This is a genomic window from Phascolarctobacterium sp., assembly GCF_030531065.1.
GTDB lineage: Bacteria > Bacillota > Negativicutes > Acidaminococcales > Acidaminococcaceae > Phascolarctobacterium_A.
Window position 1 is genome coordinate 124,459 of the sequence record NZ_JAUNOQ010000001.1, and the last position, 26,613, is coordinate 151,071.

Below are 26,613 nucleotides of genomic sequence, written 5' to 3' on the forward strand. Positions count from 1 at the left end.
GAAAGCAGCATAGAATATAGATGCGGTAGTGGCGGAACGGCAGACGCGCTAGCCTCAGGAGCTAGTGGGGGCAACCCCGTGGAGGTTCAAATCCTCTCTACCGCACCATTTTTGTTTATCGAGACCTAGGAGTTTGCTCTTAGGTCTTTTTTGTATCTTTTATTGCAGCTTAACTCCAGGGGCTTGAATTGTAACGGCAATTATGTAAAAATATACTTGTAAGTATTTAGCTTTAGGCTTCTTATTTTTAACAGAGGAGTGCTGACGTATGAAAAATAGACACGCCTTAAAGGCTCAGGCCTTTGTACTGACGGGCTTTTTTGTCATAGGGCTTGTGACCGGAGCCTGCTACGCCCTGCTGTTCGCGCAGGGAACAAGCGGGGAGAAGTATAATACGGCGCAGCTGACGGAAAATTTGCAGTATGCTGCGGTAGAAGCGGGTCGCCTGCAGTGCGTGGTGCTGCGGGATAAGGCGGAAATGTACAATATACCGTCAGGCCTGAAGGGAACAGTTATCGAGCGTATGTCCAGGGGTGTTAAGGTGGATTACCTTGATTTGGTGTCCAGTCAGGATAAGGACGACAGATATGCGGTAACTACGGTAGAGCTGCAATTTCAGCGCCTGTTCGGGCGCAGGCATATTATTCCTGCCGGAAGCCAGGTTTTGGTGCTGCGGGCTGATAATGGCAGCGGCGAAACCAGAGGACGCGTGTTCGTGGACGGCAAGTATTATGAAAAGAATTTTGACACTGCTTATCTGCGCTTTCCCTATATCGGTCAATGGAAAAAAGTCGAATTTAACGGCAGGCCGGGATACATGCAGTACGACGCTTTGTCCGATAGTGAATTGATGTGAGGTGCCTGTGATGAGTAAAAGAACGGTTTTGCTGCTTTTAGCGTTCCTTTGCGCTGCGGCAGGCTTTATTATGGCTGATAATATTTTAGGTACCCGGCTGCATACGGTTAGCGTCAGCGCGACGGATGAGTTCTATGCTGCGCCTTCGGTGACTGCGGCGCGTTGCAGTGCCTTCAGCACAGGCGAAGAACTGACCGTACTGGAACAGGTAGTTATGGAAGCTCCCACGGCGGTAATTATGCAGGATAATCTGCTGGCGGAGGATGAGTCTAAGACGAAGTATAAGCTGGTTAAGGGCGCGGTTTATAAGCTGGAGGATCCGCAGCTGCAAAAGGCTAACAGTCCTTGTCTTATCAAGGTGCAGACCACTGGAGGGGAACAGGCTGTTTTATCCGTGCCTAAGTCTGCGGCTAAGCCGGTGGACGAGGGTACGTGGCTGCGCGTGCGCTCGCTGCAAAGCGGAGAAGAGGGCTGGCTGCTTTCCAAAACGCAATGGTATTGAAAAAGTAAACTCCAAAAAGTTCCGCAGGCCTGATGAATAGGGCTTGCGGAGCTTTTTTTATGATTGCTGCTGCGGTTGTTAAGTAGCTATGAGCCTGAGAAGAGAGGCATCTGGCACGTAAGTGCCGCAAGGCAAAAGCGCTCGATGCACTTTTGCTTGACTGGGGGGACGAGTCGTTATAATTATCCTAGAAATGCTGGGAGGTTATGATGATGGAAAATGATTGTAGGAAAAAGATTTTGCGTTGTATTTTAGAAAGCGCTTTAGTGTATCTTGGCTTATTAGCGTTTATCAGTATACTATCGCAAAGCATATTGTATAGGCACACAGAGAAGTTATTCGCTTCTGCCGTACTTATCATGTCGGCGAGTTATATGTATAAAAATAGAAAAAGATACCTGGCTATTTGCGGAACTGCGGAATTTTTATTGCTTTCCGTGCTTTTGATTTATTATTTTGTGAATGACGGTAGTCAAACTTCTTTAGTTGTAGATTATATGAGTTTTTCTTTGAACGCTATTTGTTTGGTTACTTTGATAAATTCCCTGCTGAATTATAAATTATCTAAACAAATCCTTGCGGGGTTGTGCTTGTTACCTGTTTTGACGGTAGCGGTCGTTTCTTGGGGATATTATTTGTCAACGGGCGCATGGTTTGCTTCGGATACTTTATTGGCTGTTATGCAGAGTAATTTTAACGAATCTAAGGAATATTTATCAGATTATTTGTCTGCGACGGGACTAGCTGTTGGTATTGTCATTCTTTTAGCCGTTATAAAGTTATGGTGGACTTTATCAAGTTTAAATTTTTTCAGAGAACAACGGTGGCTTAAAATATGGGTGGCATTGACGGTATTAGCGTGCTTGATTGTTGGGTATAAGACAAGAAATAATCTGGTAGTGAATATAGTACGCGACGCTAGAAGTAATTTACAAAAATACGACGCATTCCAGGCAATGCAGGCTAAAAGAAAAGAGCAGGTTAAGATTGCGTTGCAGGACGATAACGCTGCAAACGGTATTTTTGTATTAGTCATTGGCGAGTCGCAGAATAAAGAGCATATGTCGGTTTACGGTTATAACAGAAAAACGACGCCGTGGTTAGAAGAAGTGTTTAGACAGGATAATTTTCTTAAATTTACTAACGCTTATTCCTGCCATACGCATACCGTACCTGTTTTGACGTATGCGCTGACTGCTAAAAACCAGTATAACGAGTTGCAATTGGAACATGCAATATCTCTTTTAGAAGCCGCCGAAGCCGCAGGATATGAAACGGCCTGGCTTAGCAATCAGGTAAAATACAGCGCTTGGGATACGCCCATTACCGTTATTGCCAGAGAAGCTAATCAGCAAAGTTGGTTGAACCATAACATAGGAGAAACGACGGCGACCAATTTTTACGATTTAAAGCTTTTGGATAGCATTAATAATTTAAAAATAACTGATAAGATGTTGGTGGTTATTCATTTGATGGGCAATCACAGTACTTATGAAGAAAGATATCCTCAAGCTTTTGAGAAATTTTCCGGGAATAATAAAGGCGTTGATAAATATGATAATAGCATTTTATACAATGATTATGTTGTAAGCCAAATTTATGAGCAGGTACAAAAACTGCAAGGGTTTAAGTGCTTAATTTATTTTGCGGATCATGCCGAGGCGGTTGAAGAAAAATTAGGACACGATTCTGGCAGATTCGTTTGGTCGATGACGCATATCCCCATGTATATAGGTTTTAGCGAAGCCTTTAGGCAAAAAGATGCGGCTATGGTAAATACTTTGCGTAATTCTCAAGATAAAGAGTTTACCAATGATTTGATTTTTAATATGATGTTAGGCTTGATGAATATCAAAATACAAGACATATATGAACAAGAAAACGATATTACGAGAGCGTATTATAATGACGATATACGGCGCTTTAAGACATTGTACGGTAAGAAACTCGTACGGGAGGATTTGCAATGATGGAAAAGCTTTGGCAAAAAACAAAATTTATAATTTTAGCGCTTTGTGTAGCGTTAGCTATTTTTAATTATGACAGGATAGCCGTAAGGTTGTTAAGGTTCGCTCCAGCCAGCGTAGAAAACTATTGGGCAGAACGATATATGCCTGATAAATTTTGGCTGCATAGAGTGGACTCGGTTGGTAAGCAGCAAGAATTTGCAGGTAAGTATGCTGGACTGGAGTTTGATATTATATATTACGAAGATAGCAGGGCCTTTGAAAATTCACACGACAAAGATAATTTGGAAGACTATAATTTAGAAAAGCAATTTCAGGAATATGCGTCGTTGGCGATTAAGAATGCATTATGGCTAGATTTCAAGAATTTAAGTTTAGATAATAAAGAAAATGCGTTGTCTGATTTAAATTCGCTTATAGATAGGTATGGCGTTGATAAAAGCAAAGTTTGGGTTGAAAGTAAATGTTGGCAGGCTTTGGATGTGTTTAAACGAGCTGGCTTCAAAACAAGCTATTATTTCCCGTATTATAAATTTAAGAAGATGAGCAAAACAGAAATTAACGATGTAAAAGTAAAAACGCAAGCTATTGCGGCTTCCGGCAACGTCGACGCAGTATCGTTTCAAGGGGACTATTATGAATTTGTGAGCAGCTTGCAATTACCCCCCCGTATTGCGCTTTTGTGTTGGCTGGACGGACAAAAGTGGTATGAGGTCTTGCTTCGTCGAAAATATGCCGCTATCCGCGACGACGATAGGGTAAAGGTTATTTTGGTAAAAGAACATGGCAGATACCATAGATAAAACGAAAATGCTAATTTTGTAGGGAAAAAGAAATTTTACGCTTTTGGCTTGTAAAAACCAACAATTTCACAAAAGCTCCGCAGGCCTGATGAATTGGGCTTGCGGAGCTTTTTGCTGCGCGGCAGTTCACAATTTTGCCATGCAGGTTTTACCAATTCTTTTCATGTGTGAATAAAACTTTTTCAGCAGGCGGGCATAAAGCATATTATGCTTACAGTCAAGGAGGCGTGCAAAATTTTCTTCGGCAAAAGCTTTACAGCTCAACAACGAATAGTTTTCTTCCGACAGCTGGCGGTTATCCTGCAAAGCGGCTTGCCGCTGCTGCGAGCCATAGGGCTGCTGCGCAGCAGATTGGACAGCGAACTGGCGCTGGTGTGTTACCGCTTACAGCAGCTGCTTGCCAGAGGCAGCACTTTAGCCGGTGCCATGGCGCAGGAAGCGGCGTTCTTCCCGCCGTTAGCTGTTAAACTGGTAGCGGCGGGAGAGGTCAGCGGGCAGCTGGGCGCGGTATTGGAGCAGCTTGCGGCATACTATGAGGAACAGGACCAGCTGCGGCGCTTTGTCGCTAAGGCTGCGGCGTATCCCTTGCTGCTGCTGGCGGCTGCCGCTTGTGTGCTGCTGTTCTTTTTGCTCTATGTTTTGCCGGTGCTGGCTGATGTTTACAGGGGAATGCGTGTGGAGCCCAAAGGTATGCTGGCCCTGCTTTTGCAGCTGCATATGCGGCTGGCGCAGTATCCCTTGCTGTCGCTGGCGTTGGCGGCGGGCTGCGGCCTGCTGGCGGCGCTGGGCGGCAAACGGGGACTGCGCTGGCTGTGGGGACGCAGCTGGAGCGGAAATTTTTACCGCCTTATCTATGAAGTTCGCTTTTGTAAGCTGCTGGCGCTTTTATTGGACAGCGGGCTGAACATTACCCAGGCTGTGGCGGCTGTGGCCGATACTGTGTCTGACCGCAGTTACCGCAGCCAGCTGCTTTTGCTGAACGGCAGGCTGCAGCGCGGTCTGGATTTAAGCACGGCGCTTACGGGAGCAGAAGGACTGTTTTCGCCGCTTACGCAGGCTTTGCTGGATGTTGGCGCGGCGACAGGTTATCTTCCGCGGATGCTGCGGGAAGCGGCACGAATAGGCGAGGAAGATTTGCGAATTAAATTAGCCAAAATTAAGGAAGTGTTGGCGCCAATGCTGCTGTTAGTGGCGGCCTTGGTTATTGCGGCGGTGGTATGTGCAGTTGTGAGCCCGTTGCTGGAAATGCTGTCGGCTTTGCCGGCGTAAATTAAGGAGGATGATTATGTTAAGCAAGTTGCGTAAGCAAAGCGGTTTTACTTTAATCGAAGTAGTAGCGGCTGCCGCGCTCATCGGCGTGTTGACGACCATGCTGGCTCCGTCCCTTTCGGGCGCTAACGATAAAGTAAAAAACGCTAAATTGACTAACGATTTGGCGACTATCGACCAGGCTATCCAGATTTACCGTATGGATAACGGTTCCCTGCCCGATTCTTTGAGCGCTTTGGATAGCGAATATTTAGGCGGCAAACTGGAATTTAAGGATGCGACGGGCACGGCCCTGGTTTATTCGCCCAATGATAACGGAACTTATACCTTGACTGGTAAAAATGCTAAAGGCGCGGATGTAAGTTCGCCGGCCAGCTCCGGTGGCGCGGCTAACTAGACAACGCGGGTTTATCCTGTGGGAGCTGCTTTTGGCTTGCGCCGTTCTGCTGTCGGCGGCAGGCTTTTTATTCGTGCAGGGCGAGGCTGTTACGAGCCAATATTATAAGCGGCAGGTGCGGGTGGCGGCGCAAGTATTAGCGTCCGATCTGCGCGCTTTGCAGCAGCGGGCGTTGTATAAGGGGAGTAATGTGACGCGCAAATTGCAGCCGTTAAACGCTGACAAGAGCGTGTACACGCTTGTGGATGGGATGAATAGGTTCGCCACAATAGCTTTTAGCGATTTTGGCTGCGGTGAAGTTTATTTTCAGCGAAGTATTGCTTCGGTAAGCTTCGGAACTTTGGGCGCGCCGACCGCTAACGGCGAATATGTGCTGCGTCACCGGCGGCTGGGAGATTTTTCCTGCCGTGTAGCGCTGCAGCCGGTTACGGGAAGAGTGTTGGTTTATGAAGGCGAGTAAGGGATTTTTCCTGGTGGGCGAAATAATCTGCTTGTGCTTGAGCTGTATTTTATTATTAGCTGCGGGCAGCGCTTATCAGAGCAGCTTGCGTTTGCAGGAACGTACTTTGCAGTTGGAGGACGGCTGGCAGGCGGCGCAGCTGGCGGCGATTGGCGAGGAACTGCCGGAGCGATGGCGTGCGGCGCGTACTATAAGCGAGCGGCAGGGCATACGGCTGATGGAGGTGCAGGTATATGAAGGAGTTAAGGAACAGCCTTTGTGTACGCTATTGCAGGCTGCGCCGTGAAAGTAAAGGCTTTATACTGCTGGAGCTGACGGCCGGGCTTGCTGTAAGCGCTGTTTTAGCGGCCATGGTTTGCGTTGGCGCACAAGGCTTTACCAAAAACTGGCAGGCTTTGCAAGCGCAGATAGAGCTGCAGCAAGCGGGAGCTTATATGCAGGGCATTTTAGAAAAAAGCCTTGCATATAACGCGCTGGAAATTACCATCGCTGCGGATAATAAGGTGAGCTACCAAAGCTTGTTGGGCAGCAAAAGTTACGCCATATATCCGGCAAATTCGGGATTGTACCTGCGCATCAGCACTGCCGCAGGCGACGGCGTAAACCCTTTGTTTATCGAAGGCGTAGACGTCAGCGGCTGGCAGGCGCGTCGCGTGGACAAGCGGAATTTATTGCTGCGGTTTACGCTGCACGGTAAGCGCGGCAGCAGGAATTTCAGCCAGTTAATAACGTGTTATAACGGCGAGGTGCATGATGAGCGGTAAAAGCAAGGGCAGTATCAGCGTGCTGCTGCTTTTGACCTGCCTGCTGCTGGCGGCTATAGCTCATTTAGGCTTATTGTGGAGCAGTCGCCAATTTGCTAAAACACAGGAGGCTTTGGCTGCCAGACAAATGCGCCGCCTTAACAGTTCGTTCATGCAGAAGTATTTTTACGAGCGCCCGCAGGCTGGAAAATGGGTCGCTTTGGACAGCGTATTGCAGCCCGGCGGCGTTGATGTGCAAATCCAGGGAACTAGTTCTTACAGCAGCGACAATTTAATACATCTTTTGCAATTTAAAGCTACGTCCGGCAAGTACGCGGACGTAGCGCAGCAGATTTCACGTTTGCAGCTTACGTTTTCCGACGCGCAGAGGAATTTAGCGGCTAATTACGCTTTAGCCAGCGTCAAGACCAAAGGCTTGGAATATTTGCCGCAGCAGTCGTTATATATACAAGCAAGCAGAGAAGAAGTACGATTGCCGCAAATGTATTTCCTGTACAATAAGGCTTTGAATAGCTTAACTATTGATAATACTGATATGGACGGCTTGCACGCACGTTTTTATTATCTCAACAGTAGCGACGCTATTACTTTTAAAGCCAATACTTTGATGCTGGGTTCTTCCGTAGTAGGAAAATCCGGGGCGATAATTATTGGTGAAAGCTGTCATTTCCCTCATCGCGTGGCGCTGATAAGTGAAAACGGCAGCGTCACCATTAAGAAAAATACGCGGCTTGATAAAGCGCTGATTATGGCGTACAGCCGTGTGATTATCGAGCCCGGCTGCAAAATCAACGGCTTTATTGCCGCCAATGAAATACAATTTTTGGGAGCTTCAGAATTTACCGCCGACGCGGACGTGGTAGCGCCGTTTACGTCGGCAGCCTTTGTCGAAAGTTGATATTGCATAACAAAAAACCATGCTTAGAGCATCAACTCTGAGCATGGTTTTACTTGTATGTAGATGAATTTGTTTAGGGGAGGCGCTTGCGGTTAAATAATTTGCGTAAGGGCGAAGCCCTGCGTGTCGCAGGATACCAGTTTATAATACACGCCTCTGCGTTCTCCTTCAAAGGGCTGCACATGGTTTTCTCCGTGGATATGGGCGTAAACGCAATGCTGCACGCCGTACTTTTCCAGCAGGCCGGTAAAAAGCGTGTGTTCCTCCGGCGCAAAAAGGGGCGGGTAATGAAAGGCTGCGACGATGCGCTCCGGTTTCTGCGCCGCCGCCTGCTGTAGCGCCAGTTCCAAACGGATAGCCTCCCGTTTGTAGATTTTTTCGTCCTCAGCCGTAAAGCTTTCCGACGAGGGCAAAATCCAGCCGCGCGTGCCGCAGATAGCGGTATTATCCGCCAGCAGGCAGTTGTTCTGCAAAAATTCAAAATCGCTGCCGTATTGCTGCCGCATTTTAGCCAGACTGGCCCACCAGTAATCGTGGTTGCCGCGCAGCAGCAACTTGCGTCCCGGCAGCTGCGCCAGCCATGCTAAATCGGGAGCGGCGTTTTGCAGACCCATGGCCCAGGATATATCGCCGCAGACGATGACCGTATCCTGCGGCTGTACGCTGGCCAGCCAGTTCTTTTTGATTTTTTCCTTGTGATCCTGCCAATGAGCGCCGAAAATTTCCATAGGCTTTTGGGGCGGTTCGCCTGACAGGTGCAGGTCGCCGATGGCGTAAATATGCATATTGCTTACCTCGTCGGAATTTTTAACTGCACTGGTCAGGCAAAAGCAGCCGACGCAGCTCATCCATGGTGGCGGCGTAATGGTCTGCTCCGGCCTCCTGCAGCTCGCCGGGAGCGGCAAAGCCAAAGCCGACGCCGATACAGGCGATGCCGTTGGCATGAGCGGCCAGTACGTCCTCGCGCCGGTCGCCAATCAAGGCTGCCGCAGCCTTTTGTTCCGGCGTGCGCAGCTGCCATTTTTCCAAGGCGGCGGCTACGACTAAAGCCTTGTTATCCGTTTTGCCGTCTAAAGTACAGCCGGTTACGTCCTCTAAATATTCGTTAAAGCCAAAGCGTTCGGCAATGCGCAGAGCGAAAACCTCCGGCTTGGCGGTGGCCATGCCCAGACGGCGGCCGTCCTGCTTGAGCGCAGCCAGCAGCTCCATCATACCGGGATAAACCTTGTTTTCCCAGATGCCGGTAGTAGTGTAGCGCTCGCGGTAGTGGGCTATGCCTTCCTCCGCCTGCGACGGCGTCAGGCCAAAGTATTTGATATAGCTGGCGCGCAGGGGCGGGCCAATGAAAACCTCCAGCTTATGCAGGTCAGGCTCGTCAATGCCCATTTTAGCCAAGGCATATTGTACGCATTTAGTGATGCCTTCGGCAGAATCGGTCAGGGTGCCGTCTAAATCAAAAAGTAAATTTTGGTACATTTATAACTCCTTATCGCTTCACATTGCTGTGTAAAAATTAAAATACGCTATAATTATATCATATTTGTACACGATGGTGGTAAAATATCATTAGCAGGATGTGAGGAGCCTGTGGATTTACTTTGGGGGGATCATAAATGACTGTAAAGCTTTTTGAAAATAATTCGCTGCTACGCTCCTGCGAGGCCGTGGTGACGGCCTGCGCGGAAAAGAACGGCTTGTATCTGGTGGAGTTGGACCAAACGGTTTTCTTCCCGGAAGGCGGCGGGCAGCTGAGCGACCGCGGCAAGCTGGGCGGCGTCGATGTCGTCCACGTTTCGGAAAAGGACGGACATATTTACCATGAATGTACGGAGCCGTTGTCGGTAGGGGCGAAAGTACAGGCTGTGCTGGACTGGCCTGTGCGCCTGGACCGTATGCAGCAGCATCTGGGCGAGCATATTTTATCCTATGCCTGCTGGAAGCTGTTCGAAGCTAATAATATCGGCTTTCATATGAATGAGGACATGGTGACTATCGATTTGGATAAGGAGCTGACGGAGGAGGAGCTGCTCAAGGCGGAGCTGTATACGAACGAGATAATTTGGGATAACCGTCCCGTATCCGTAGATTATATGGACAGCAGCGAAGCGGTGAAGCTGAAGGATAAGATGCGCAAGTTCAACAGTAAGCTGACGGGGATTTTGCGTATTGTCAGCGTGCAGGACGCGGATATTTGCACCTGCTGCGGTACCCATCCGCCATTTACTGGTATGTTGGGCAGCGTGAAGGTGATTCGCCATGAAAAGCATAAAGGCGGCTGCCGCGTGGAATTTTTATGCGGAAAGCGCGCATTGCTGGACGCGGATAAAAAGAACAGCGTTCTGCTGCAGGTTGCGGCTGGCTTATCCACTAAGCCGGAACTGGTGCCGGAGCATTTGGCTAAGCTGAAGGCCGATTGGCAGGCCGAGCTTGACGCGGCCAAGAGCAAGCTGCTGGCCGCAGCGGAAAAAGAGCTGCACAACGCTTATGAGGCCGCGCCTCAGCGGGCTGACGGGTTAAAGGTCGTGGCTATGCCGCTGGAGGGGTGCGACGCTAAGGATATTAAATATTTATTGCCTAAGGCAGCCGCGCTGGTCGACTCCGTTACTATTTTGGCGGCGGCTAAGCCGGAGCGCATCAGCTATGCCGTAGTGCTGGGCAATGCGGCCCAAGGGGATTGCCGCGGAGTTATTAAACTGCTGAACGACGCTTTTGGCGGCCGCGGCGGCGGCAAGAGCGACTGCGCTCAGGGCGGCAGCGACTATTGCGAGGATTGGCTGGAGAAGCTGCATACTGTCGCGCGGCAGGCCGCTGCTGTGTAAGAAATTTTGCATAAATTAAATAAAACTTGCATATTCATGAGCTGCACTATATAATATACAAGTTGGCGGCGCGTGCAGCCTTCATGCTGCTGCAAGTAAATCTTATTCGGAGAGGTGTTATGGATGGATTTTGGGATATTGAGCGTTTTGCCGTCCTTGCTAGCTATCGGCTTGGCTATTAAGACGAAGAATGTTATCTTTTCGTTGTTCTGCGGCTGTTTTACAGGCGTTATGCTGCTGTGCAGCGGCAATCCCTTTCTTGCCTCCAAGGCTTTGATCGGCGATTACTTTTTTAAACAGGTTATGGACAGCTACAATGCCGGTAATATCGTGCTTATCTTATTTATCAGCGGCTTTATTAAGCTGCTGGAAAACGGCGGCGGCGCGCAGTCCTTCGCTAAATATGTGCATAAATTTGTGGATACGCCTTTGAAGGCGCAGCTGGGCGCCTGGCTGGGCGGCGTAGTAATTTTCTTTACCGATTTGGGTACGGCGCTGCTGGTAGGCCCTGTGTTCCGTCCGTTATTCGATAAGCTGAAGCTTTCCCGTGAAAAGCTGGCCTGGGTGCTGGACTCCACTTCTTCGCCGGTGGCCGTGCTGATTCCCTTTATCGGCTGGGGCGTTTATATTATGGGCCTTATCGAAGCGCAGTTTAAAAATTTGCAGGTAAATGTTTCCGATTATGAAACCTTTATTCAGGCCATACCCTTTCAAATTTATACGATTTTGGCCGTGCTGATGATTCCTTTAATAGCCGTCACTAAAAAAGATTTTGCAGCGATGAAGGAAGCGGAGGATGCGGTAAAGGATAAGCCTGTTCCCGAAGAAATGGAGGATCATTACGTTGCTCCCGTAGATGAGGACGGCTATTCTTTAGGTAATTCCAATCCCTTCATGCTGATTCTGCCGATTCTGATGGTGTTCGCTACTTTGATTATCGATTTGAGCCCTATGGGCTTTCCCTTCGCTAAAATTCCTGGCAACGCTTTTCGTATCGCGCTGACTACCGGCTATTTTCTGGCAGGCGTGCTGCTGATGTTTATGATCTGCGGTTTCAAAGTAAAGAAGCCCAAGGATACATTTAGCCTGTATGTTAAGGGCATGATGGGGATGACGGACGTAGCCATTATTTTGCTGTTAGCTTGGTCCCTGAGCGCCATGCTCGGCAAACTGGGAACGGCTAAATACATCATTGGTATTCTGCAGGGCATTAACTTTACGCCCGTGCTGATTCCCGCGTGCATTTTCCTGTTTGGTACGGTGATATCCTTTTCTACCGGCAGCTCCTGGGGTACCTTTGCCATTTTAATGCCCCTGGCTATTCCGATGGGGCACGCTTTTGGTATTTCTTACGCTATCTGCGTCGGCGCAGTTTTGTCCGGCGGCTTGTTCGGCGATCATTGCTCGCCTCTTTCCGATACGACGATTTTATCGTCCATGGGCGCTGAATGCAATCTGGCGGATCATGTCAGAACCCAGCTGCCCTATGCCGCTATTAACGGCGTCATTGCTTTCGTGGGCTTTATTATCGCCGGTCTGACCGCTTCTACTATCAGTACAGTAATTGCGGTAGCTCTGTTATTGGTAGTAATCTTTGGCTGGAATTATTACGATAGGAAGCATGCGGCTTAATAAGCTGTACTGCGGCAGATAAGCAGTAGACATTGAATAGCGCTTTGTGCTATAATACTCATGTACAGCTAGTTGCCGACCTGAGGCAGTACTAGCTGACGCTGTTTAAATGCGAGTGTGGCGGAACTGGCAGACGCACTAGACTTAGGATCTAGCGCCTTTCGGCGTGCAGGTTCGATTCCTGTCACTCGCACCAATTTTAAAATAGTAAAGTCCCTGCAAGGCTTTGAGTAATCTTGCGGGGACTTTTGATTTTTATTAAAATTTTTAAATAAAAATCAAAGAAACTCCGCCAAATCGCCGAAAGAAATTCCGCCAAATCGCCGAAAAATAATTGATAAGCATTGCTTGCTTTGATGATCAATATACAATCTAAGTGCAACAAGCCTAGCTGGTGGACGAAATAATTTGTAATAAACTTAACAGTATCATGGAGAAGTAAAGATAAATATATCTTCCTGTTACAAATTTGCTTGACAAAAAAATGGACGCTTGTCATAATTGTTTTAAACAGGCTTGCCCCTGTCTGCCTATGCAGATGGGGGCGTTATTTTTAGGAGGGACGCAGTATGGAACAGATATTGTCGATAGTTGTACGCAATCAGCCCGGCGTTTTGATGCGCGTTGCCGGTATGTTTTCCCGCAGAGGCTTTAATATTGACAGTCTGGCTGTGGGCACGACACAAAATCCGGAATTTTCCCGTATGACGGTTACGATGGAGGCTGACGAGCCTACGATAACCCAGGTGTGCAAGCAGCTGGCCAAGCTAGTGGAGGTGGAGCGTGTTAAGGTACTGCCGCCCAAGTCCAGCGCTACCCGCAGCATGGTTTTGGTAAAGGTGCATGCGGGCGCTAAGCGTATGGAGCTGCTGCAGCTGGCGGAGGTCTTTCGCGCGCACGCCGTGGACGTTACCGGCGAGTCGCTGATTTTTGTAGCGACGGGCGACGAGGGTAAGCTGAAGGCTTTTGTGGATATTATGCGTCCCTACGGCGTTACCGAAATGGTGCAGACCGGTCTGGTAGCTTTGGAGCGCGGCGATGCTTCCCTGTCGGTGGAACAGTCCCGTTATCAGTGGCCTGCTATGGACGACCAGCATACGGCGATATAATTTTAGCGGTGATTCAGGAGAGGATGTGTGCTTATGCAGATGACCGGCGCAGAAATTATGGTCAAAATTTTGGCCGAAGAGGGTGTAAGTACCGTTTTTGGCTATCCGGGAGGAGCGATTCTCCCATTTTACGACGCTTTACGCGAATCTTCGATACAGCATATTTTAACGGCGCACGAGCAGGGAGCTGCGCATGCGGCCGACGGCTTTGCCCGCGCTTCCGGCAAGGTGGGCGTGTGCATCGCTACCTCCGGGCCGGGCGCTACTAATCTCGTGACGGGGCTGGCGACGGCTTTTCTCGATTCTACGCCCGTGGTGGCGATTACCGGTCAGGTGCAACGCGCGTTAATCGGGCACGACGCGTTTCAGGAAGTGGATATCACGGGCATTACCATGCCTATCACCAAGCATAATTTTTTAGTGAAGAATCCGGAAAGCCTGGCGCAGACTTTGCGGCTGGCTTTTCAGCTGGCTAAGGAGGGGCGGCCCGGCCCGGTGCTGGTGGACGTGCCGCGCGACGTGCAGACCGCCGTTTTGGATTATACGCCGGATAAGCTGCGCGAGCTGCCGCCGCTGCTGCCCGACCAGGAGCGGGTGGACGCCGCTGTGGCGGCCATCAATAAAGCGCAGCGCCCCGTAATGCTGGTGGGCGGCGGCGTAATCAACGCCGATGCGGAATACGACGCCATGCATTTGTGCGAAAAGCTGCGCATTCCCGTAGTCAGCACCTTGATGGGCTTGGGCGCTATCAGCGCTTACCGCAGCTTGTTTTTGGGCATGACTGGGCTGCACGGACATGAACGCGCTAATAACGCCGTCAAAGAGGCGGATTTGATTTTGGCGGTGGGCAGCCGCTTCAACGACCGCGTAACGGGAGAACGCAGCAGTTATAGCGCCAATAAAACTATTATTCATTTAGATATCGACCCGGCGGAGCTGGATAAGAATATTGATTCCAGCATCGGCATTACGGGTAATATGAATATGACGCTCAATCTTTTGGAAAAGGGCGGCGTTCCCCACGACCTGTCGGCCTGGTGGGAGCGTATCGCTTCCTGGCCGGGTATGGACGACGACGCGGGGCAGGAGGAAGCGCCGGAATTTTTCAAAGCCCTGAATCCTGTCATCAAGGACAAGGATTATATTATTACTACGGACGTAGGCCAGCACCAGATGTGGGCGGCGCAGCATTTGAAAATCCAATTCGCGCGTCAGTGGATTACCAGCGGCGGACTGGGGACGATGGGCTTCGGCCTGCCTGCCGCTATGGGCGCGCAGCTGGCGCGGCCCAAAAGCCGCGTAATTTGCCTGAGCGGCGACGGCGGCTTTAAGATGACGGGCTCGGAGCTGTTTACTATTGCCAGCAATAAGCTGCCGGTTATCGCCATTGTTTTTAACAACAGCGGGTTGGGCATGATTCGCCAGTTACAGACGGTGCAGTTTGACAAACGCTTTACAGCTTGCGAAATGCCGGGCTACGTAGATTTTGTCAAATACGCGCAGGCCTTTGGCGTCGAGGGAGAACATGTTGCCGCGCCGGAGGAGCTGGCTGCCGCCTTGGAGCGCGCTATGCAGACGGACGCTCCTTATTTAATCGAGGTTACGCTTGACCCGGCCAATATGGTGCAGCCCATGGTGGCTCCCGGTCTGGGCATTAATGATTTTGTTAAATTTGAGAAAAACAATTAAATTATGCAGCGTGTTTACTTGCCTTGGGGCGTCGCCTTGCGCGGCGTCCTTTTATTTTATGAAAGCCCTTGCCCAAACAAGTTAAAAATGTTACAATAAAATTACATGAATGCAGCTTGCTTTCATGCAAATATTAGTCCACTATTCTTGGAATAGTTAAGCCCATACGGACAGGCGGGACTGCTGCCGGCGCGGCTTTGGCCGCATTATTGATTGAGTTAAAGCTCAAATTTTATAAGGTGATTGCTAGCAATCAATTTAAGTATCACTTGTGAAACGGTCAATAAGAGTAGTAGAAGTAATATTTGCTGTACAAACTCTGAAAGTAAGTTGCGTCGATAAATGGGCACATTAGGTGTGCCGTGCTGAAAGACGCGCAAGGCAGGTGGTTAAAATCGCCTGCCTTTATTTTTATTTGGGGAGAGAATTATGGAGAAGCTATCACAATTATCGGCGCCGGTGTACGAAGCGCTGGAGGCCTTCCGCAAAAAGCGCGTAGTGCCCTTCGACGTGCCGGGACATAAACGCGGGCGCGGCAATCCGGAGTTGCGGGAGCTGTTGGGAGAAAAATGCGTTAGTTTGGACGTTAATTCCATGAAGCCTTTGGATAATCTGTGCCATCCGGTGTCCGTGATTCGCGATGCGGAACAGCTGGCAGCCGAAGCCTTCGGCGCGGCGCACGCTTTCTTTATGGTGGGGGGCACTACCTCGTCCGTGCAGAGCATGGTGCTTTCGTCGACTAAGGCGGGGGATAAGATTATCCTGCCGCGCAACGTGCATAAAAGCGTCATCAACGCGCTTGTTTTAAACGGCGCTATACCCGTATACATCAACCCGCAGGTAGAAGGCAAGCTGGGCATTTCGCTGGGGATGGAAATCGGCGAGGTGGAAAAGGCTATTAAGGCCAACCCGGACGCGAAGGCCGTCCTGGTGAACAATCCCACCTATTATGGCATTTGCTCCGACCTGCGCGCCATTGTCAAGCTGGCGCACGCTAATAATATGCTGTGCCTGGTGGACGAGGCTCATGGTACGCATTTTTATTTCGGGCCTAATATGCCGGTCAACGCTATGGCGGCGGGGGCGGATATGGCTTCGGTATCCATGCACAAATCGGGCGGCAGCCTGACCCAAAGCTCGCTGCTGTTGACGGGACCTGCTGTAAACTGGGAGTATGTCAGCCAGATTATTAACCTGACGCAGACTACCAGCGCGTCCTACCTTTTGCTGTCCAGCCTGGATATTTCCCGGCGTAATTTATATATGCGCGGCGAAAGCTCTTTTGAGAAAGTCGCCGAAATGGCGGAATACGCTCGCGAAGAAATCAATTCCATCGGCGGCTTTTATGCTTATGGGCGCGAGCTGAAAAACGGCGGCAGTATTTACGACTTCGACGTAACAAAGCTGTCCGTTTACACGCGCGATATCGGCCTGGCCGGCATCGAGGTTTACGATTTGCTGCGGGACGAATACGATATTCAGATAGAATTTGGCGATATCGCCAACATTTTGGCGTATATTTCCATTGGCGACCGCATTCAGGACATCGAGCGGCTGGTGGGGGCTTTAGCGGATATCAAGCGCCTGTATTCCCGCGACCCGTCCTTGATGCTGAATACGGAATATATTGCGCCGCAGGTAGTCGTGTCGCCGCAGGCAGCCTTTTACGCCAAGGACGAGTCGCTGCCGCTGCGCCAGACGGCGGGCCGCATTTGCAGCGAGTTCGTTATGTGCTATCCGCCGGGCATCCCTATTCTGGCGCCGGGCGAGGTAATTACCAAGGAGATTATCGAATACATTATTTACGCCAAAGAAAAGGGCTGCTCCATGCAGGGACCTGAGGACCCGGACGTAAATAATATCAACGTGCTTGTTTAGAAGCGCGGACTTTGGCGCTTCTTTATGCGTTCAACAAAGCTTGATTAAAGGTTGTGATGAAATGGAACTGTGGTTTTCCGATTTCCATACGGATGACGTGAAGCTCGACATAAAAATAGAAAAGCAGCTTTTTGGCGAAGATACGGATTTCCAGCGCATCGACGTGTTTGAATCCAAGGAGTTTGGCCGCTTCATCAGCTGCGACGGCAGTATCGTTTTTTCGGAAAAGGACGAGTTTGTGTACGACGAAATGATTGTGCATGTGCCCATGGCCGTGCATCCCGGCGTGCGCAAGGTGCTGGTTATCGGCGGCGGCGACGGCGGCGTAGCCCGCGAGCTGTCCCACTATCCTGAAATCGAGGCGATAGACGTGGTGGAAACGGACCATGTTTTTATCGACGTGTGCCGCGATTTTTTCCCGGATAACGCTATCGGTCTGGACGATAGCCGGGTAACGGTGTTCAACGCCAACGGCCTGCGCTTTTTGCGCTCCAAGGTCGACGAATACGATTTAATAATTAACGACGCTATCGACCCTCTGGGGCATGCGGCGGGGCTGTTTACCAAGGAGTTTTACGGTAACTGCTACCGCGCCTTAAAAGAGGACGGTATTATGGTGTACCAGCACGGCAGCCCGTTTTACGACGAGGATGAAGAAACCTGCCGCGCTATGCACCGCAAGGCCAGCCACAGCTTTCCCATCAGCCGCGTCTACCAGGCGGCCATTCCTACCTGCCCTTCGGGATATTGGCTTTTTGGTTTCGCGTCGAAAAAATATCATCCGCTTAAGGATTTCGATCCGGTGAAGTGGAAGGCGCGGGGCATTAAGACCTGGTATTATTCGGCTAATCTGCACAAGGGAGCGTTTATGCTGCCTAAGTATGTTGAGGATATGCTCGAAGAAGAAGAAAAATAACGCGCATTAGAAGCGCCGTCTTCCTGCGTCACAGCTTGTGGATTTGCTCGACGTACATTTTAGTACGCCTTCGCTGCATCCACCGCGCTGTTCCTTGTTATCCGGCACTTCTAATGTGCGTTGAGGAAAGAGATTTTTAATTTATCCCCCAGTCACCTTCGGTGACAGCCCCCTCTAAGAGGGGGCAATTAAAAAGTAGCACTTCAATTATATTTTTGCTCCCTCTTTGAGGGAGCTGGCATTTTGCGTAGCAAAATGACTGAGGGAGTTATTGTTTTACAAAAATATACACATAGATTTAAATTAACACGAGGAGATGAAGATTATGAGTAAATTATTGGTTATCGGTTGCGGCGGCGTCGCCGGCGTGGCTATCGCAAAATGCTGTCAGAACAGCAGCGTATTCACGGAGCTGTGCATTGCCAGCCGCACTAAGGCAAAATGCGATGCGGTTAAGGAAAAATTGCAGCCCACTACCTCCACCGTCATTACTACGGCGCAGGTGAACGCTGATAATAAGGACGAGCTGGTGGCTTTGATTAAGGCTTACCGGCCGGACGCAGTGCTGAACGTGGCTCTGCCCTATCAGGATTTGACCATTATGGACGCTTGCCTGGAGTGCAAGGTGGACTATATCGATACCGCTAACTACGAGCCGGAAGATATCGACGACCCCGCATGGCGCGCAGTTTATGACAAGCGCTGCGAGGAGGAAGGCTTCTCCGCTTATTTTGACTATTCCTGGCAATGGGCTTACAAGCAAAAATTTGCCGACGCTGGCATCATGGCGTTGTTGGGAACCGGCTTCGACCCCGGCGTAACCAGCGTTTTTTCCGCTTACGCTTTGAAGCATTACTTCGATGAAATTGAAACCATTGATATTTTAGACTGCAACGGCGGCGATCACGGTTATCCCTTCGCAACTAATTTTAACCCTGAAATCAATCTGCGCGAGGTTTCCGCTCCCGGCTCCTATTGGGAAAACGGCAAATGGGTGGAAATCCCCGCTATGTCCATTAAGCGAGAGTACGATTTTCCGCAGGTGGGCATGAAGGATATGTATTTGCTGCACCATGAGGAAATTGAGTCTTTGGCAAAAAATATCCCCGGCGTGAAGCGCATTCGCTTCTTTATGACCTTTGGCCAAAGCTATCTGACCCACATGAAATGCCTGGAGAACGTGGGTATGCTGTCCACCAAGCCTATCAATTATGAAGGGCATGAGATTGTGCCTATCCAGTTTCTGAAAGCCTTGCTGCCCGACCCGGCGTCTTTGGGCCCCCGCACTGTGGGCAAGACCAATATCGGCTGCATTTTTACCGGCACTAAGGACGGCAAGCAAAAGACGATTTATATTTACAACGTCTGCGACCATCAGGAATGCTATAAAGAGGTCGGCTCCCAAGCCATCAGCTACACTACCGGCGTACCGGCTATGATTGGCACGGCTTTGGTGGTTACTAAGCAATGGCAGGGCAAGGGCGTATTTAATGTAGAAGAATTCGATCCCGATCCGTATATGGAGATGCTCAATCAATACGGCCTGCCGTGGGTAGTCGATGAAAACCCGGCGACGGTGGAATAAGATGAAGAATTTTGACGGCTTGCGCACGCCCTGCTATGTGGTGGACGAGGCTAAGCTGATAAAAAATTTAGAGCTGCTGCAATATGTGCAGCAGGAAACAGGCTGCCGCATTTTGCTGGCGCAGAAATGCTTTTCCATGTTCCGTTTGTACCCGCTGCTGGGCAAGTATCTGGCCGGGACTACGGCCAGCGGCATTTACGAAGCGCGTTTGGGCCATGAGGAAATGGGCAGGGAAAACCATGTTTTCGCGCCGGCCTTTAAGGACGAGGATATGCGGGAGCTGGCGCAGATTTGCGACCATGTGATTTTTAATTCGCTGGCGCAGTTTGAAAGACACAAGGATGTTTGCGCTGCGCACGGAGTCAGCATGGGCCTGCGCGTTAATCCCGAATGCTCGACGCAGGGCGGCGAGCACGCTATTTACGACCCCTGCGCTTACGGCTCGCGGCTGGGCGTAACGCTGGCTAATTTCCCTGAGGAGCTGCCGGAGGGCGTAGACGGGCTGCACTTCCATACCTTGTGCGAGCAGAATTCCGACGATTTGGTAACTACCTTTAAAGCTTTTGAAAAAAGCTTCGGCAAATTCCTGCCGCGGCTGAAGTGGCTGAATCTGGGCGGCGGGCACCATATTACCCGCGCTGATTACGATTTGCAGGCTTTACTGGAGCTGCTTAAATATATTAAAGCAACCTATGAGGTAGAGGTTTATCTGGAGCCGGGCGAGGCAGTGGCGCTGAACGCCGGTTATCTGGTGACGGAGGTGCTGGATATTGTGCATAACGGTTTGGATATCCTGATTTTAGACGCTTCCGCCGCCTGCCATATGCCGGACGTGTTGGAGATGCCGTACCGGCCGCCGCTCTTGGGCGGCTTTGCCGCAGGCGAAAAGCCCTATACCTATCGCTTGTCGTCCATGACCTGTCTGGCAGGCGACGTGATTGGCGATTACAGCTTTGAAAAGCCTGTGCAGATTGGCGACAGGCTGATTTTTGCCGATATGGCGATTTATACTATGGTGAAGAATAACACCTTTAACGGCTTGCCGCTGCCGGATATTGCGCTGCTGCGCGCCGACGGCAGCATTGAGGTGGTGCGCCGTTTTGGGTATGAGGATTTTAAAGGACGTTTGTCATGATCGATAAAAGATTTACGCCCCAAGGCGACGGCTTTCATATGCCGGGCGAGTTTGAACGCCATGCGGGCTGCGTTATCGTCTGGCCCCAGCGACCAGGCTCCTGGAGCTTTGGCGCGGACGCGGCCTGCGCTGCCTTTGCGACGGTGATTAAGGCTATCGCTGCCAGCGAACGCGTTTATGTGGCCTGCGGGCGCGAGCATTGGGCGCGGGCGGAGTCCATGCTCAGCGGTGTGGATAATGTAACGCTGCTGCCCATAGAAACGGACGACAGCTGGGCGCGCGATATCGGACCCACTTTTGTGGTGCGCGATAGTGCGGGCGGCAGGCAGGTGCGCGGCGTCAACTGGAGCTTTAACGCCTGGGGCGGCGCGGTGGACGGCCTTTATCAGGACTGGCGGCAGGACGACGCCTTTGCCGCAGCCTTTGCGGAAAAGGCCGGTTATGAGCTGTACGACGCGGCGCCTTTTGTGCTGGAGGGCGGTTCTATTCACTGCGACGGCGAAGGCACCGTTATGGCGACGGAAGCCTGCCTGTTGAGCGCCGGGCGCAATCCTGAGCTGACTAAAGAAGAAATAGAAGAAAAGCTAAAGCTTTATTTGGGCGCGGAAAAGGTGTTGTGGCTGCCGCGCGGTATTTATAATGATGAAACCAACGAGCATGTGGATAATGTCTGCGCTTTTATTCGTCCGGGCGAGGTAGTGCTGGCGTGGACGGATAACGAGGACGATCCCCAATATCCCTTGAGCGAAGCCTGTCTGCGCTATTTGGAGTTGGCGACGGACGCTAAAGGGCGCAGGCTGACTGTGCATAAGCTTCCTGTTCCCGACGTGCCGGTGTGCATCGAAGCCGACGAGGTGGCGGGCTTTGACTTTGCCGAGGGCGAGGATATGCGCGAGGCGGGAGAACGCCTAGCGGCGTCCTATGTAAATTTTTATTTCAGCAACGACAGCGTGGTGCTGCCTGCCTTTGGCGGTGCAAACGCTGCCAGCGACGCGCGGGCGGCGGCCATATTGGCGCGGCTGTGCCCGGAGCGTAAAATTGTGCAGCTACCGGCGCGGGCGATTTTGACCGGCGGCGGCAACATCCATTGTATTACGCAGCAAATTCCGAAAGGAGCAGGCTTATGAGAAAAATTAAGGCGGCGGCGGTGCAAATGCGCTGCGACGTCAGCCGCGAGGTTAATTTGCGCCGCGCGGAGGAAATGGTACGCGCAGCGGCGGCGCAGGGTGCGCAGCTCGTTTTGCTGCCGGAGCTGTGGGAGCGGCCCTATTTTTGCCAGGAGCGGCGCTATGAATATTACCAATACGCGCAGCCGTTGGCAGAAAACCCAGCGGTGCAGATGGGGCGGCGTTTGGCGAAGGAGCTGCAGATTGTTCTGCCCATCAGCTTTTTTGAGCGGGACGTAAATCAGTTGTATAATTCCATCGCCTGCATCGACGCAGGCGGCGAGGTGCTGGGTGTGTACCGCAAAACGCACATCCCGGACGATCATTTTTATCAGGAAAAATTTTACTTTAAGCCGGGCGATACGGGCTTTAAGGTTTTTGCGACCCGCTACGGCCAAATTGGCATCGGCATCTGCTGGGACCAATGGTTCAGCGAAACGGCGCGTTGTTTAGCGTTAAACGGCGCGGAGCTGCTGCTGTATCCTACGGCTATTGGCTCGGAGCCTATTTTGGGAACGGACAGTATGCCGCATTGGCGGCGGGTGATGCAGGGCCACAGCGCGGCGAATTTGGTGCCGGTGATTGCGGCTAACCGTATTGGCCTGGAGCGGGTGGAGCCCTGCGAGGCTAACGGCGGCCAGCGTTCGGCTTTGGAATTTTACGGCTCGTCCTTTATGACGGACGGCACGGGCGCGTTGGTGCAGGACGCAGGACGCGACAGCGAAGAAATTTTATTAGCGGAATACGATTTGGACGCTTTGGCGGAGGACCGTTTGAGCTGGGGCTTGTTCCGCGACCGACGGCCGGAATGCTACCAAGCTATTGTAAAGTAAATAAGTGACGTGTTAAAAAGCCTGCGGGTAGCGGCGCGAGAGCGGCCTTTATCCGCAGGCTTTTTGTTGTCACAAAGAATTTTGTGGGCAAAAGAAATGTTCTGTGCTATAATATACCCATGTTGACTGACTAGTCAGTAGAGGGTGGATGAGAATGTTTCGTAAGGATAAGTGGTTTAAAGCAGGTTGGTTTTATTTTATCGTCATGTTCGTATTGGAGGCGATATTACCGGAATGGGTTGGCGATGAGAACGGCGTTATTGAAAATTTGCAGATGCTGTGGCTTTTTGGCGGCCTTTATTATTGCTATAAGATGAGGATCTGTCCGCAGCAAAATTGGGGAGGTAAAGCTTCCTTCTTGTGGAATGCGGGCATGATTTATTATTTCTTGTTGATTATGCGCGAGATCAACTGGGGACGGGCGCTTTTAACAAATCCCGATGGCAGTTCGTTTCAATATAGCCAGATGGGATTGTATGGTAAGTTAGTGCATCCCATGGTCGCGGTATTGATTCTTATTTTACTGGTTGCGCTGTATAAGGCGAAGGTGTGGCGGGCGCTGACTTTGGTGCGCTTGCCCACTAAATCGTTCTTTTTGCTGCTGCTCTTTATTTTTATGTCCTGGGTTGGCGAAAAGGCGAATTTTACCGGCTTTCATGGGCAGGTGGGCGAGGAGCTGGCGGAATTTGGCGCGTATATGATGATGTATTATATCGTGCGCGACATGGGCGGGCGCTTGCGAAAATAAGCAAAAAATCCCGCGCCGCGCGGGCGCAGGATTTTGGCGTCATGGCAGGCTGCCGGCTTATTTGGCGACCTTTGCCATAAATTTTTCGTTATTGACGATAAAACGCTGGTGCGAGCCTTGGCCGATGACGCCTTTGCTGTCTTTAGCTTCGACGCTAAAGGTCAGCTTACGGCCTTCTACCGCAGTAAGCGTTGCTGTTGCCGTTACCGTATCTCCCAAGGCGGTAGCCCGGTCGTGCGTAATATTCAGGCTGACGCCTACGGTGCCGCTGCCTTCCGCCAAATGGCTGTTAACGGCGGCGCAGGCTGCCTCCTCCATCAAAGCGCACATGGACGGCGTGGCAAAGACCGGCAGGCTGCCGCTTTTCATGGCTTCGGCAGTATTGGCGTCGGTAACGGTGGTTACGGCGGCGCCGGTGTGGCCGACGGTTAAAATATCTGGCATAAGAAAAACCTTCTTTCATTATTATTCTTTGATTTGGTAAATAAGCCGCTAAGCTTACTATTTTATATCATAAAATAAGTCGGCGAGTAAGACAAGAAAATTTTGTAGTTTCTCTTACATTTTTATTGACTCAAGCGTCCTCCCGTAAATTGTGCTTACATGCCTGCGGGGAACGTGTTATAATGTATATGCAAGCAGCTTGCCGGGAAAACAAGAACCGGCGAGTTGTGCTGAAGTTGGATTGAACTATAATAATTACCCTGGAGGTGACATAATGGAATTTGAATTTAATAAAACGACGTTTTTAAAAGTTTATACCGGCGAGGATGTGCTTTATAACGACGTGCCTTTGTATAAGGCTATTCTGCGCGAAGCGCACAGGTTGGGCCTGGCAGGAGGCACTGTCATTAAGGGCGTTGAAGGCTTCGCTACTAAAATGCGCGGCGTAGGACGCGCTGTCAACACCTTGATCAGCGGTAACGCTAATTTGCCAGTTATGGTAGAAATTGTGGACAGCCGCGAAAATATCGATAAGATTTTACCATTCTTGGAAAAGAACGCAACTAACGCTTTGGTGACGATTCAGGAAAGCACCTTTATGGTGACGGATTATATGCGTAAGCGCGGTTATGCCGACCGGATGGTTGGCGCTCCTCCGAAAACGCAAAAAGAAATAAAGCTGGCGCAGCAAAATTTGCAGGAGCAGCAGCAACAACAGCAGTGAAGTAAGAATAAGACGCAAAAATAAAAACCGCAGTCCAGCTTTTGAACTGCGGTTTTTCGTGATGTTCAGAAAGGAGCGCAAGCATGGAGCAGGAAAAACAGCAGAACGCAGCGGAGGAGGCAAAGACTGTGGAGGTTATCGACGACCGGATGCGCGAGGAAGAAGCGGAATCGCTGTGCCGTTGGGCGGCAGCCCGCGCCGGGGTAATTGTGGTAGCGCCTTTGCTGGGCACTATGAGCTTGATTGCCAACGAAATATATCTGATTATAAAATTGGGCAAGGTTTACGGCGAAGAAATCAGCGAGCAGGCGGCTGTCAGCGTGCTGGGCAGCTTGGGCGCGTATTTTGTCGGCAGTACGCTGACCACCTTGATTCCCTTTGCGCCGCTGCAGATTCCGGTGGCCGTAGGTACTACCTACGCTTTGGGTCGCGTCGTTACCGAATGGCTCAAGGCCGGGAAGCCCAAGGACATGAGCGCATTTAAAACTGTGTACGAAGACGCTTTGGCCAGCGCCAAGAAAAATATCAATCTGTTCAAGAATAATCCGAAGAAGGACGAGCCCTTGGGCGACGAGAAAAAACATTATGACATTTAGGAGAATGAGCATGTACGACGTAGCTATTATCGGCGGCGGGCCTGCCGCAATTTTCGCAGCCTATGAATTTGTGATGAAGTATCCGGAGCTGAAGGTGGCGCTGCTGGAGGCGGGCAACGATATTGACAAACGCTTTTGCCCCTTGGCGGCTAAAAAAGTTGACCACTGCATTAACTGCAAGCCGTGCAGCATTATGCGCGGCTTTGGCGGCGCCGGCGCTTTTTCCGACGGCAAGTATAATTTCACGACGGAATTTGGCGGCTGGCTTAACGAATATCTGCCGGAGGAAGAAGTAATTAAGCTGATCGATTATGTGGACAAGCTGAACTGCCGTCACGGCGCTCCCGGCGAATATTTTACCACGAAGAACAGCGATATCGGCCGCAAGGCGCTGCGCTACGATTTGCATTTGCTCAACGCCAAGGTGCGCCATTTGGGAACGGAAAATAATCTGGTGATTATGGAAAATATTTATAAGTTCCTGCGCGATAAGATTACCATTCGCTGCAATACGGCGGTGGAGGAAATCGTGCGGCTGGAGGACGGTACCTTCGAGCTGCTTGCGGCTAAGGGCGAAAATGTGCGCTGCAAATATCTCATTGCCGCGCCGGGACGCGCAGGCGCGGAATGGTATACGGAGCAGTGCCGCAAAATGGGCCTGAGCTTTATCAATAATCAGGTGGATATCGGCGTGCGCGTCGAGGTTCCCGCCGATGTGTTCAAGCATATTACGGATGAAGTGTACGAGGCGAAAATTTTGTACCGCACCCAGGTTTATAACGATATGGTGCGCACCTTCTGCATGAATCCTTACGGCTATGTGGTAGCGGAAAATACCGACGGCATTATTACTGTCAACGGTCACAGCTACCGCGACCCCAAGCTGCACAGCAAGAATACTAATTTTGCTTTGCTGGTCAGCAGCAAATTTACCGAGCCCTTCCACGAGCCGCTGCAATACGGCAAGCGCATCGCTTCCTTTTCTAATATGCTGGGCGGCGGCGTTTTGGTGCAGCGCTTCGGCGATTTGGTAAAGGGACGCAGAACTAATGAAAAGCGGCTGCTCAAGAGCTTTACCAAGCCGACGCTGAGCGCAACGCCGGGAGATTTAAGCTTAGTCTTGCCTAAACGCCAGCTAGATGATATTATTGAAATGATTTATGCGTTGGATAAGATTGCGCCCGGTATGGCCAATGCCGACACGCTGCTGTACGGCGTGGAGGTGAAATTCTACAGCGCGCGTCTGGAGCTGGACGGCAATTTGGAAACGAAGATTCCCAATATGTTCGCTGTGGGCGACGGCGCAGGCATTACCCGCGGCCTTAGCCAGGCCAGCGCCAGCGGCGTGTGGGCGGCAAGAGTTATTGGCCGCCGCGCTGCCGAGAGCTGAAAATTTTATCCGCAGGCAATATTAAGGAAGGTG

The 26,613-nt window shown here is 50.7% G+C and carries 27 protein-coding genes and 2 tRNA genes; 26 read left to right on the forward strand and 3 right to left on the reverse strand.

The window, feature by feature from the left end:
* Positions 1 to 22: 22 nt before the first annotated feature.
* The 11 genes from Q4E64_RS00615 (at position 23) to Q4E64_RS00665 (ending at position 7,916) form a co-directional block, all read left to right on the forward strand.
* A tRNA-Leu gene (locus Q4E64_RS00615) sits at positions 23 to 108 on the forward strand.
* Positions 109 to 268: 160 nt separating this feature from the next.
* Positions 269 to 856, forward strand: a complete 588-nt coding sequence (locus Q4E64_RS00620; protein ID WP_303165724.1) for a hypothetical protein — start codon at positions 269 to 271, stop codon at positions 854 to 856.
* Positions 857 to 866: 10 nt separating this feature from the next.
* Complete coding sequence (locus Q4E64_RS00625) at positions 867 to 1,358, forward strand: hypothetical protein (protein WP_303165725.1); 492 nt, start codon at positions 867 to 869, stop codon at positions 1,356 to 1,358.
* 206 nt (positions 1,359 to 1,564) lie between these two features.
* Complete coding sequence (locus Q4E64_RS00630) at positions 1,565 to 3,328, forward strand: phosphoethanolamine transferase (RefSeq protein WP_303165726.1); 1,764 nt, start codon at positions 1,565 to 1,567, stop codon at positions 3,326 to 3,328.
* Positions 3,325 to 4,128, forward strand: a complete 804-nt coding sequence (locus Q4E64_RS00635) for a hypothetical protein (protein WP_303165727.1) — start codon at positions 3,325 to 3,327, stop codon at positions 4,126 to 4,128. The genes Q4E64_RS00630 and Q4E64_RS00635 overlap by 4 nt, the downstream gene beginning before the upstream one ends.
* A gap of 207 nt (positions 4,129 to 4,335) precedes the next feature.
* Complete coding sequence (locus tag Q4E64_RS00640; protein WP_303165728.1) at positions 4,336 to 5,397, forward strand: type II secretion system F family protein; 1,062 nt, start codon at positions 4,336 to 4,338, stop codon at positions 5,395 to 5,397.
* A gap of 16 nt (positions 5,398 to 5,413) precedes the next feature.
* The gene (locus Q4E64_RS00645; RefSeq protein ID WP_303165729.1) at positions 5,414 to 5,794 is read left to right on the forward strand and encodes a type II secretion system protein; all 381 of its coding nucleotides are present in this window, start codon (positions 5,414 to 5,416) and stop codon (positions 5,792 to 5,794) included.
* A complete protein-coding gene (locus tag Q4E64_RS00650; RefSeq protein ID WP_303165730.1) occupies positions 5,778 to 6,254 on the forward strand; it encodes a Tfp pilus assembly protein FimT/FimU in 477 nt (158 codons plus the stop codon). The genes Q4E64_RS00645 and Q4E64_RS00650 overlap by 17 nt, the downstream gene beginning before the upstream one ends.
* Positions 6,241 to 6,540 carry a hypothetical protein gene (locus Q4E64_RS00655; RefSeq protein ID WP_303165731.1) on the forward strand — a complete coding sequence of 100 codons (300 nt, stop codon included), beginning with the start codon at positions 6,241 to 6,243 and terminating at the stop codon, positions 6,538 to 6,540. The genes Q4E64_RS00650 and Q4E64_RS00655 overlap by 14 nt, the downstream gene beginning before the upstream one ends.
* Positions 6,488 to 7,018, forward strand: a complete 531-nt coding sequence (locus Q4E64_RS00660) for a type II secretion system protein (RefSeq protein WP_303165732.1) — start codon at positions 6,488 to 6,490, stop codon at positions 7,016 to 7,018. Before Q4E64_RS00655 ends, Q4E64_RS00660 begins: the two co-directional genes overlap by 53 nt.
* Complete coding sequence (locus tag Q4E64_RS00665) at positions 7,005 to 7,916, forward strand: hypothetical protein (protein WP_303165733.1); 912 nt, start codon at positions 7,005 to 7,007, stop codon at positions 7,914 to 7,916. The genes Q4E64_RS00660 and Q4E64_RS00665 overlap by 14 nt, the downstream gene beginning before the upstream one ends.
* Positions 7,917 to 8,008: 92 nt before the next feature.
* Here the strand turns inward: Q4E64_RS00665 and Q4E64_RS00670 are convergent, their stop codons facing one another.
* Together Q4E64_RS00670 and Q4E64_RS00675 are read right to left on the reverse strand one after the other, a co-directional pair.
* Positions 8,009 to 8,764 carry a metallophosphoesterase gene (locus Q4E64_RS00670; RefSeq protein WP_303165734.1) on the reverse strand — a complete coding sequence of 252 codons (756 nt, stop codon included), beginning with the start codon at positions 8,762 to 8,764 and terminating at the stop codon, positions 8,009 to 8,011.
* Positions 8,724 to 9,392, reverse strand: coding sequence for an HAD hydrolase-like protein (locus tag Q4E64_RS00675; RefSeq protein ID WP_303165735.1), 669 nt, complete (start codon positions 9,390 to 9,392; stop codon positions 8,724 to 8,726). The genes Q4E64_RS00670 and Q4E64_RS00675 overlap by 41 nt, the downstream gene beginning before the upstream one ends.
* 137 nt (positions 9,393 to 9,529) lie before the next feature.
* On the opposite strand from Q4E64_RS00675, the gene Q4E64_RS00680 reads away from it, so the two are divergent.
* From Q4E64_RS00680 to Q4E64_RS00735, 12 genes are all read left to right on the forward strand, one after another.
* On the forward strand, positions 9,530 to 10,735 hold the full coding sequence (locus Q4E64_RS00680; protein ID WP_303165736.1) for a DHHA1 domain-containing protein: 1,206 nt from the start codon (positions 9,530 to 9,532) through the stop codon (positions 10,733 to 10,735).
* 123 nt (positions 10,736 to 10,858) lie between these two features.
* Complete coding sequence (locus Q4E64_RS00685) at positions 10,859 to 12,367, forward strand: Na+/H+ antiporter NhaC family protein (protein ID WP_303165737.1); 1,509 nt, start codon at positions 10,859 to 10,861, stop codon at positions 12,365 to 12,367.
* Positions 12,368 to 12,478: 111 nt separating this feature from the next.
* Positions 12,479 to 12,563 (forward strand) — tRNA-Leu (locus tag Q4E64_RS00690).
* Positions 12,564 to 12,936: 373 nt separating this feature from the next.
* Entirely contained in the window at positions 12,937 to 13,476 is a 540-nt protein-coding gene (gene ilvN, locus Q4E64_RS00695; protein WP_303165738.1) for an acetolactate synthase small subunit, read from the forward strand.
* A 39-nt stretch (positions 13,477 to 13,515) separates the two neighbouring features.
* Positions 13,516 to 15,165 (forward strand): biosynthetic-type acetolactate synthase large subunit, encoded by a 1,650-nt coding sequence (gene ilvB, locus Q4E64_RS00700; RefSeq protein WP_368501466.1) that lies wholly within the window; start codon positions 13,516 to 13,518, stop codon positions 15,163 to 15,165.
* Between the two features lie 429 nt (positions 15,166 to 15,594).
* Positions 15,595 to 17,043 carry an aminotransferase class I/II-fold pyridoxal phosphate-dependent enzyme gene (locus Q4E64_RS00705; RefSeq protein WP_303165740.1) on the forward strand — a complete coding sequence of 483 codons (1,449 nt, stop codon included), beginning with the start codon at positions 15,595 to 15,597 and terminating at the stop codon, positions 17,041 to 17,043.
* A 61-nt stretch (positions 17,044 to 17,104) separates the two neighbouring features.
* Complete coding sequence (gene speE, locus Q4E64_RS00710; RefSeq protein WP_303165741.1) at positions 17,105 to 17,959, forward strand: polyamine aminopropyltransferase; 855 nt, start codon at positions 17,105 to 17,107, stop codon at positions 17,957 to 17,959.
* A gap of 325 nt (positions 17,960 to 18,284) precedes the next feature.
* A complete protein-coding gene (locus Q4E64_RS00715; protein WP_303165742.1) occupies positions 18,285 to 19,544 on the forward strand; it encodes a saccharopine dehydrogenase family protein in 1,260 nt (419 codons plus the stop codon).
* A gap of 1 nt (position 19,545) precedes the next feature.
* Positions 19,546 to 20,679 (forward strand): carboxynorspermidine decarboxylase, encoded by a 1,134-nt coding sequence (gene nspC / locus Q4E64_RS00720; protein WP_303165743.1) that lies wholly within the window; start codon positions 19,546 to 19,548, stop codon positions 20,677 to 20,679.
* Positions 20,676 to 21,806 (forward strand): agmatine deiminase, encoded by a 1,131-nt coding sequence (gene aguA / locus Q4E64_RS00725; RefSeq protein ID WP_303165744.1) that lies wholly within the window; start codon positions 20,676 to 20,678, stop codon positions 21,804 to 21,806. The genes nspC and aguA overlap by 4 nt, the downstream gene beginning before the upstream one ends.
* Positions 21,803 to 22,678 carry an N-carbamoylputrescine amidase gene (aguB, locus tag Q4E64_RS00730; RefSeq protein ID WP_303165745.1) on the forward strand — a complete coding sequence of 292 codons (876 nt, stop codon included), beginning with the start codon at positions 21,803 to 21,805 and terminating at the stop codon, positions 22,676 to 22,678. The genes aguA and aguB overlap by 4 nt, the downstream gene beginning before the upstream one ends.
* Positions 22,679 to 22,832: 154 nt before the next feature.
* Complete coding sequence (locus Q4E64_RS00735; protein WP_303165746.1) at positions 22,833 to 23,426, forward strand: hypothetical protein; 594 nt, start codon at positions 22,833 to 22,835, stop codon at positions 23,424 to 23,426.
* A 57-nt stretch (positions 23,427 to 23,483) separates the two neighbouring features.
* Here the strand turns inward: Q4E64_RS00735 and Q4E64_RS00740 are convergent, their stop codons facing one another.
* Entirely contained in the window at positions 23,484 to 23,861 is a 378-nt protein-coding gene (locus tag Q4E64_RS00740; protein ID WP_368501467.1) for a thioesterase family protein, read from the reverse strand.
* A 283-nt stretch (positions 23,862 to 24,144) separates the two neighbouring features.
* Between Q4E64_RS00740 and Q4E64_RS00745 the strand changes: the two genes are divergently transcribed.
* From Q4E64_RS00745 to Q4E64_RS00755, 3 genes are all read left to right on the forward strand, one after another.
* Positions 24,145 to 24,594: a DUF190 domain-containing protein gene (locus Q4E64_RS00745; protein WP_303165748.1), complete on the forward strand. Its 450-nt coding sequence runs from the start codon at positions 24,145 to 24,147 to the stop codon at positions 24,592 to 24,594.
* Between the two features lie 83 nt (positions 24,595 to 24,677).
* Positions 24,678 to 25,190 (forward strand): hypothetical protein, encoded by a 513-nt coding sequence (locus Q4E64_RS00750; RefSeq protein WP_303165749.1) that lies wholly within the window; start codon positions 24,678 to 24,680, stop codon positions 25,188 to 25,190.
* Positions 25,180 to 26,580, forward strand: coding sequence for an NAD(P)/FAD-dependent oxidoreductase (locus Q4E64_RS00755; protein WP_303165750.1), 1,401 nt, complete (start codon positions 25,180 to 25,182; stop codon positions 26,578 to 26,580). The genes Q4E64_RS00750 and Q4E64_RS00755 overlap by 11 nt, the downstream gene beginning before the upstream one ends.
* Positions 26,581 to 26,613 lie beyond the last annotated feature (33 nt).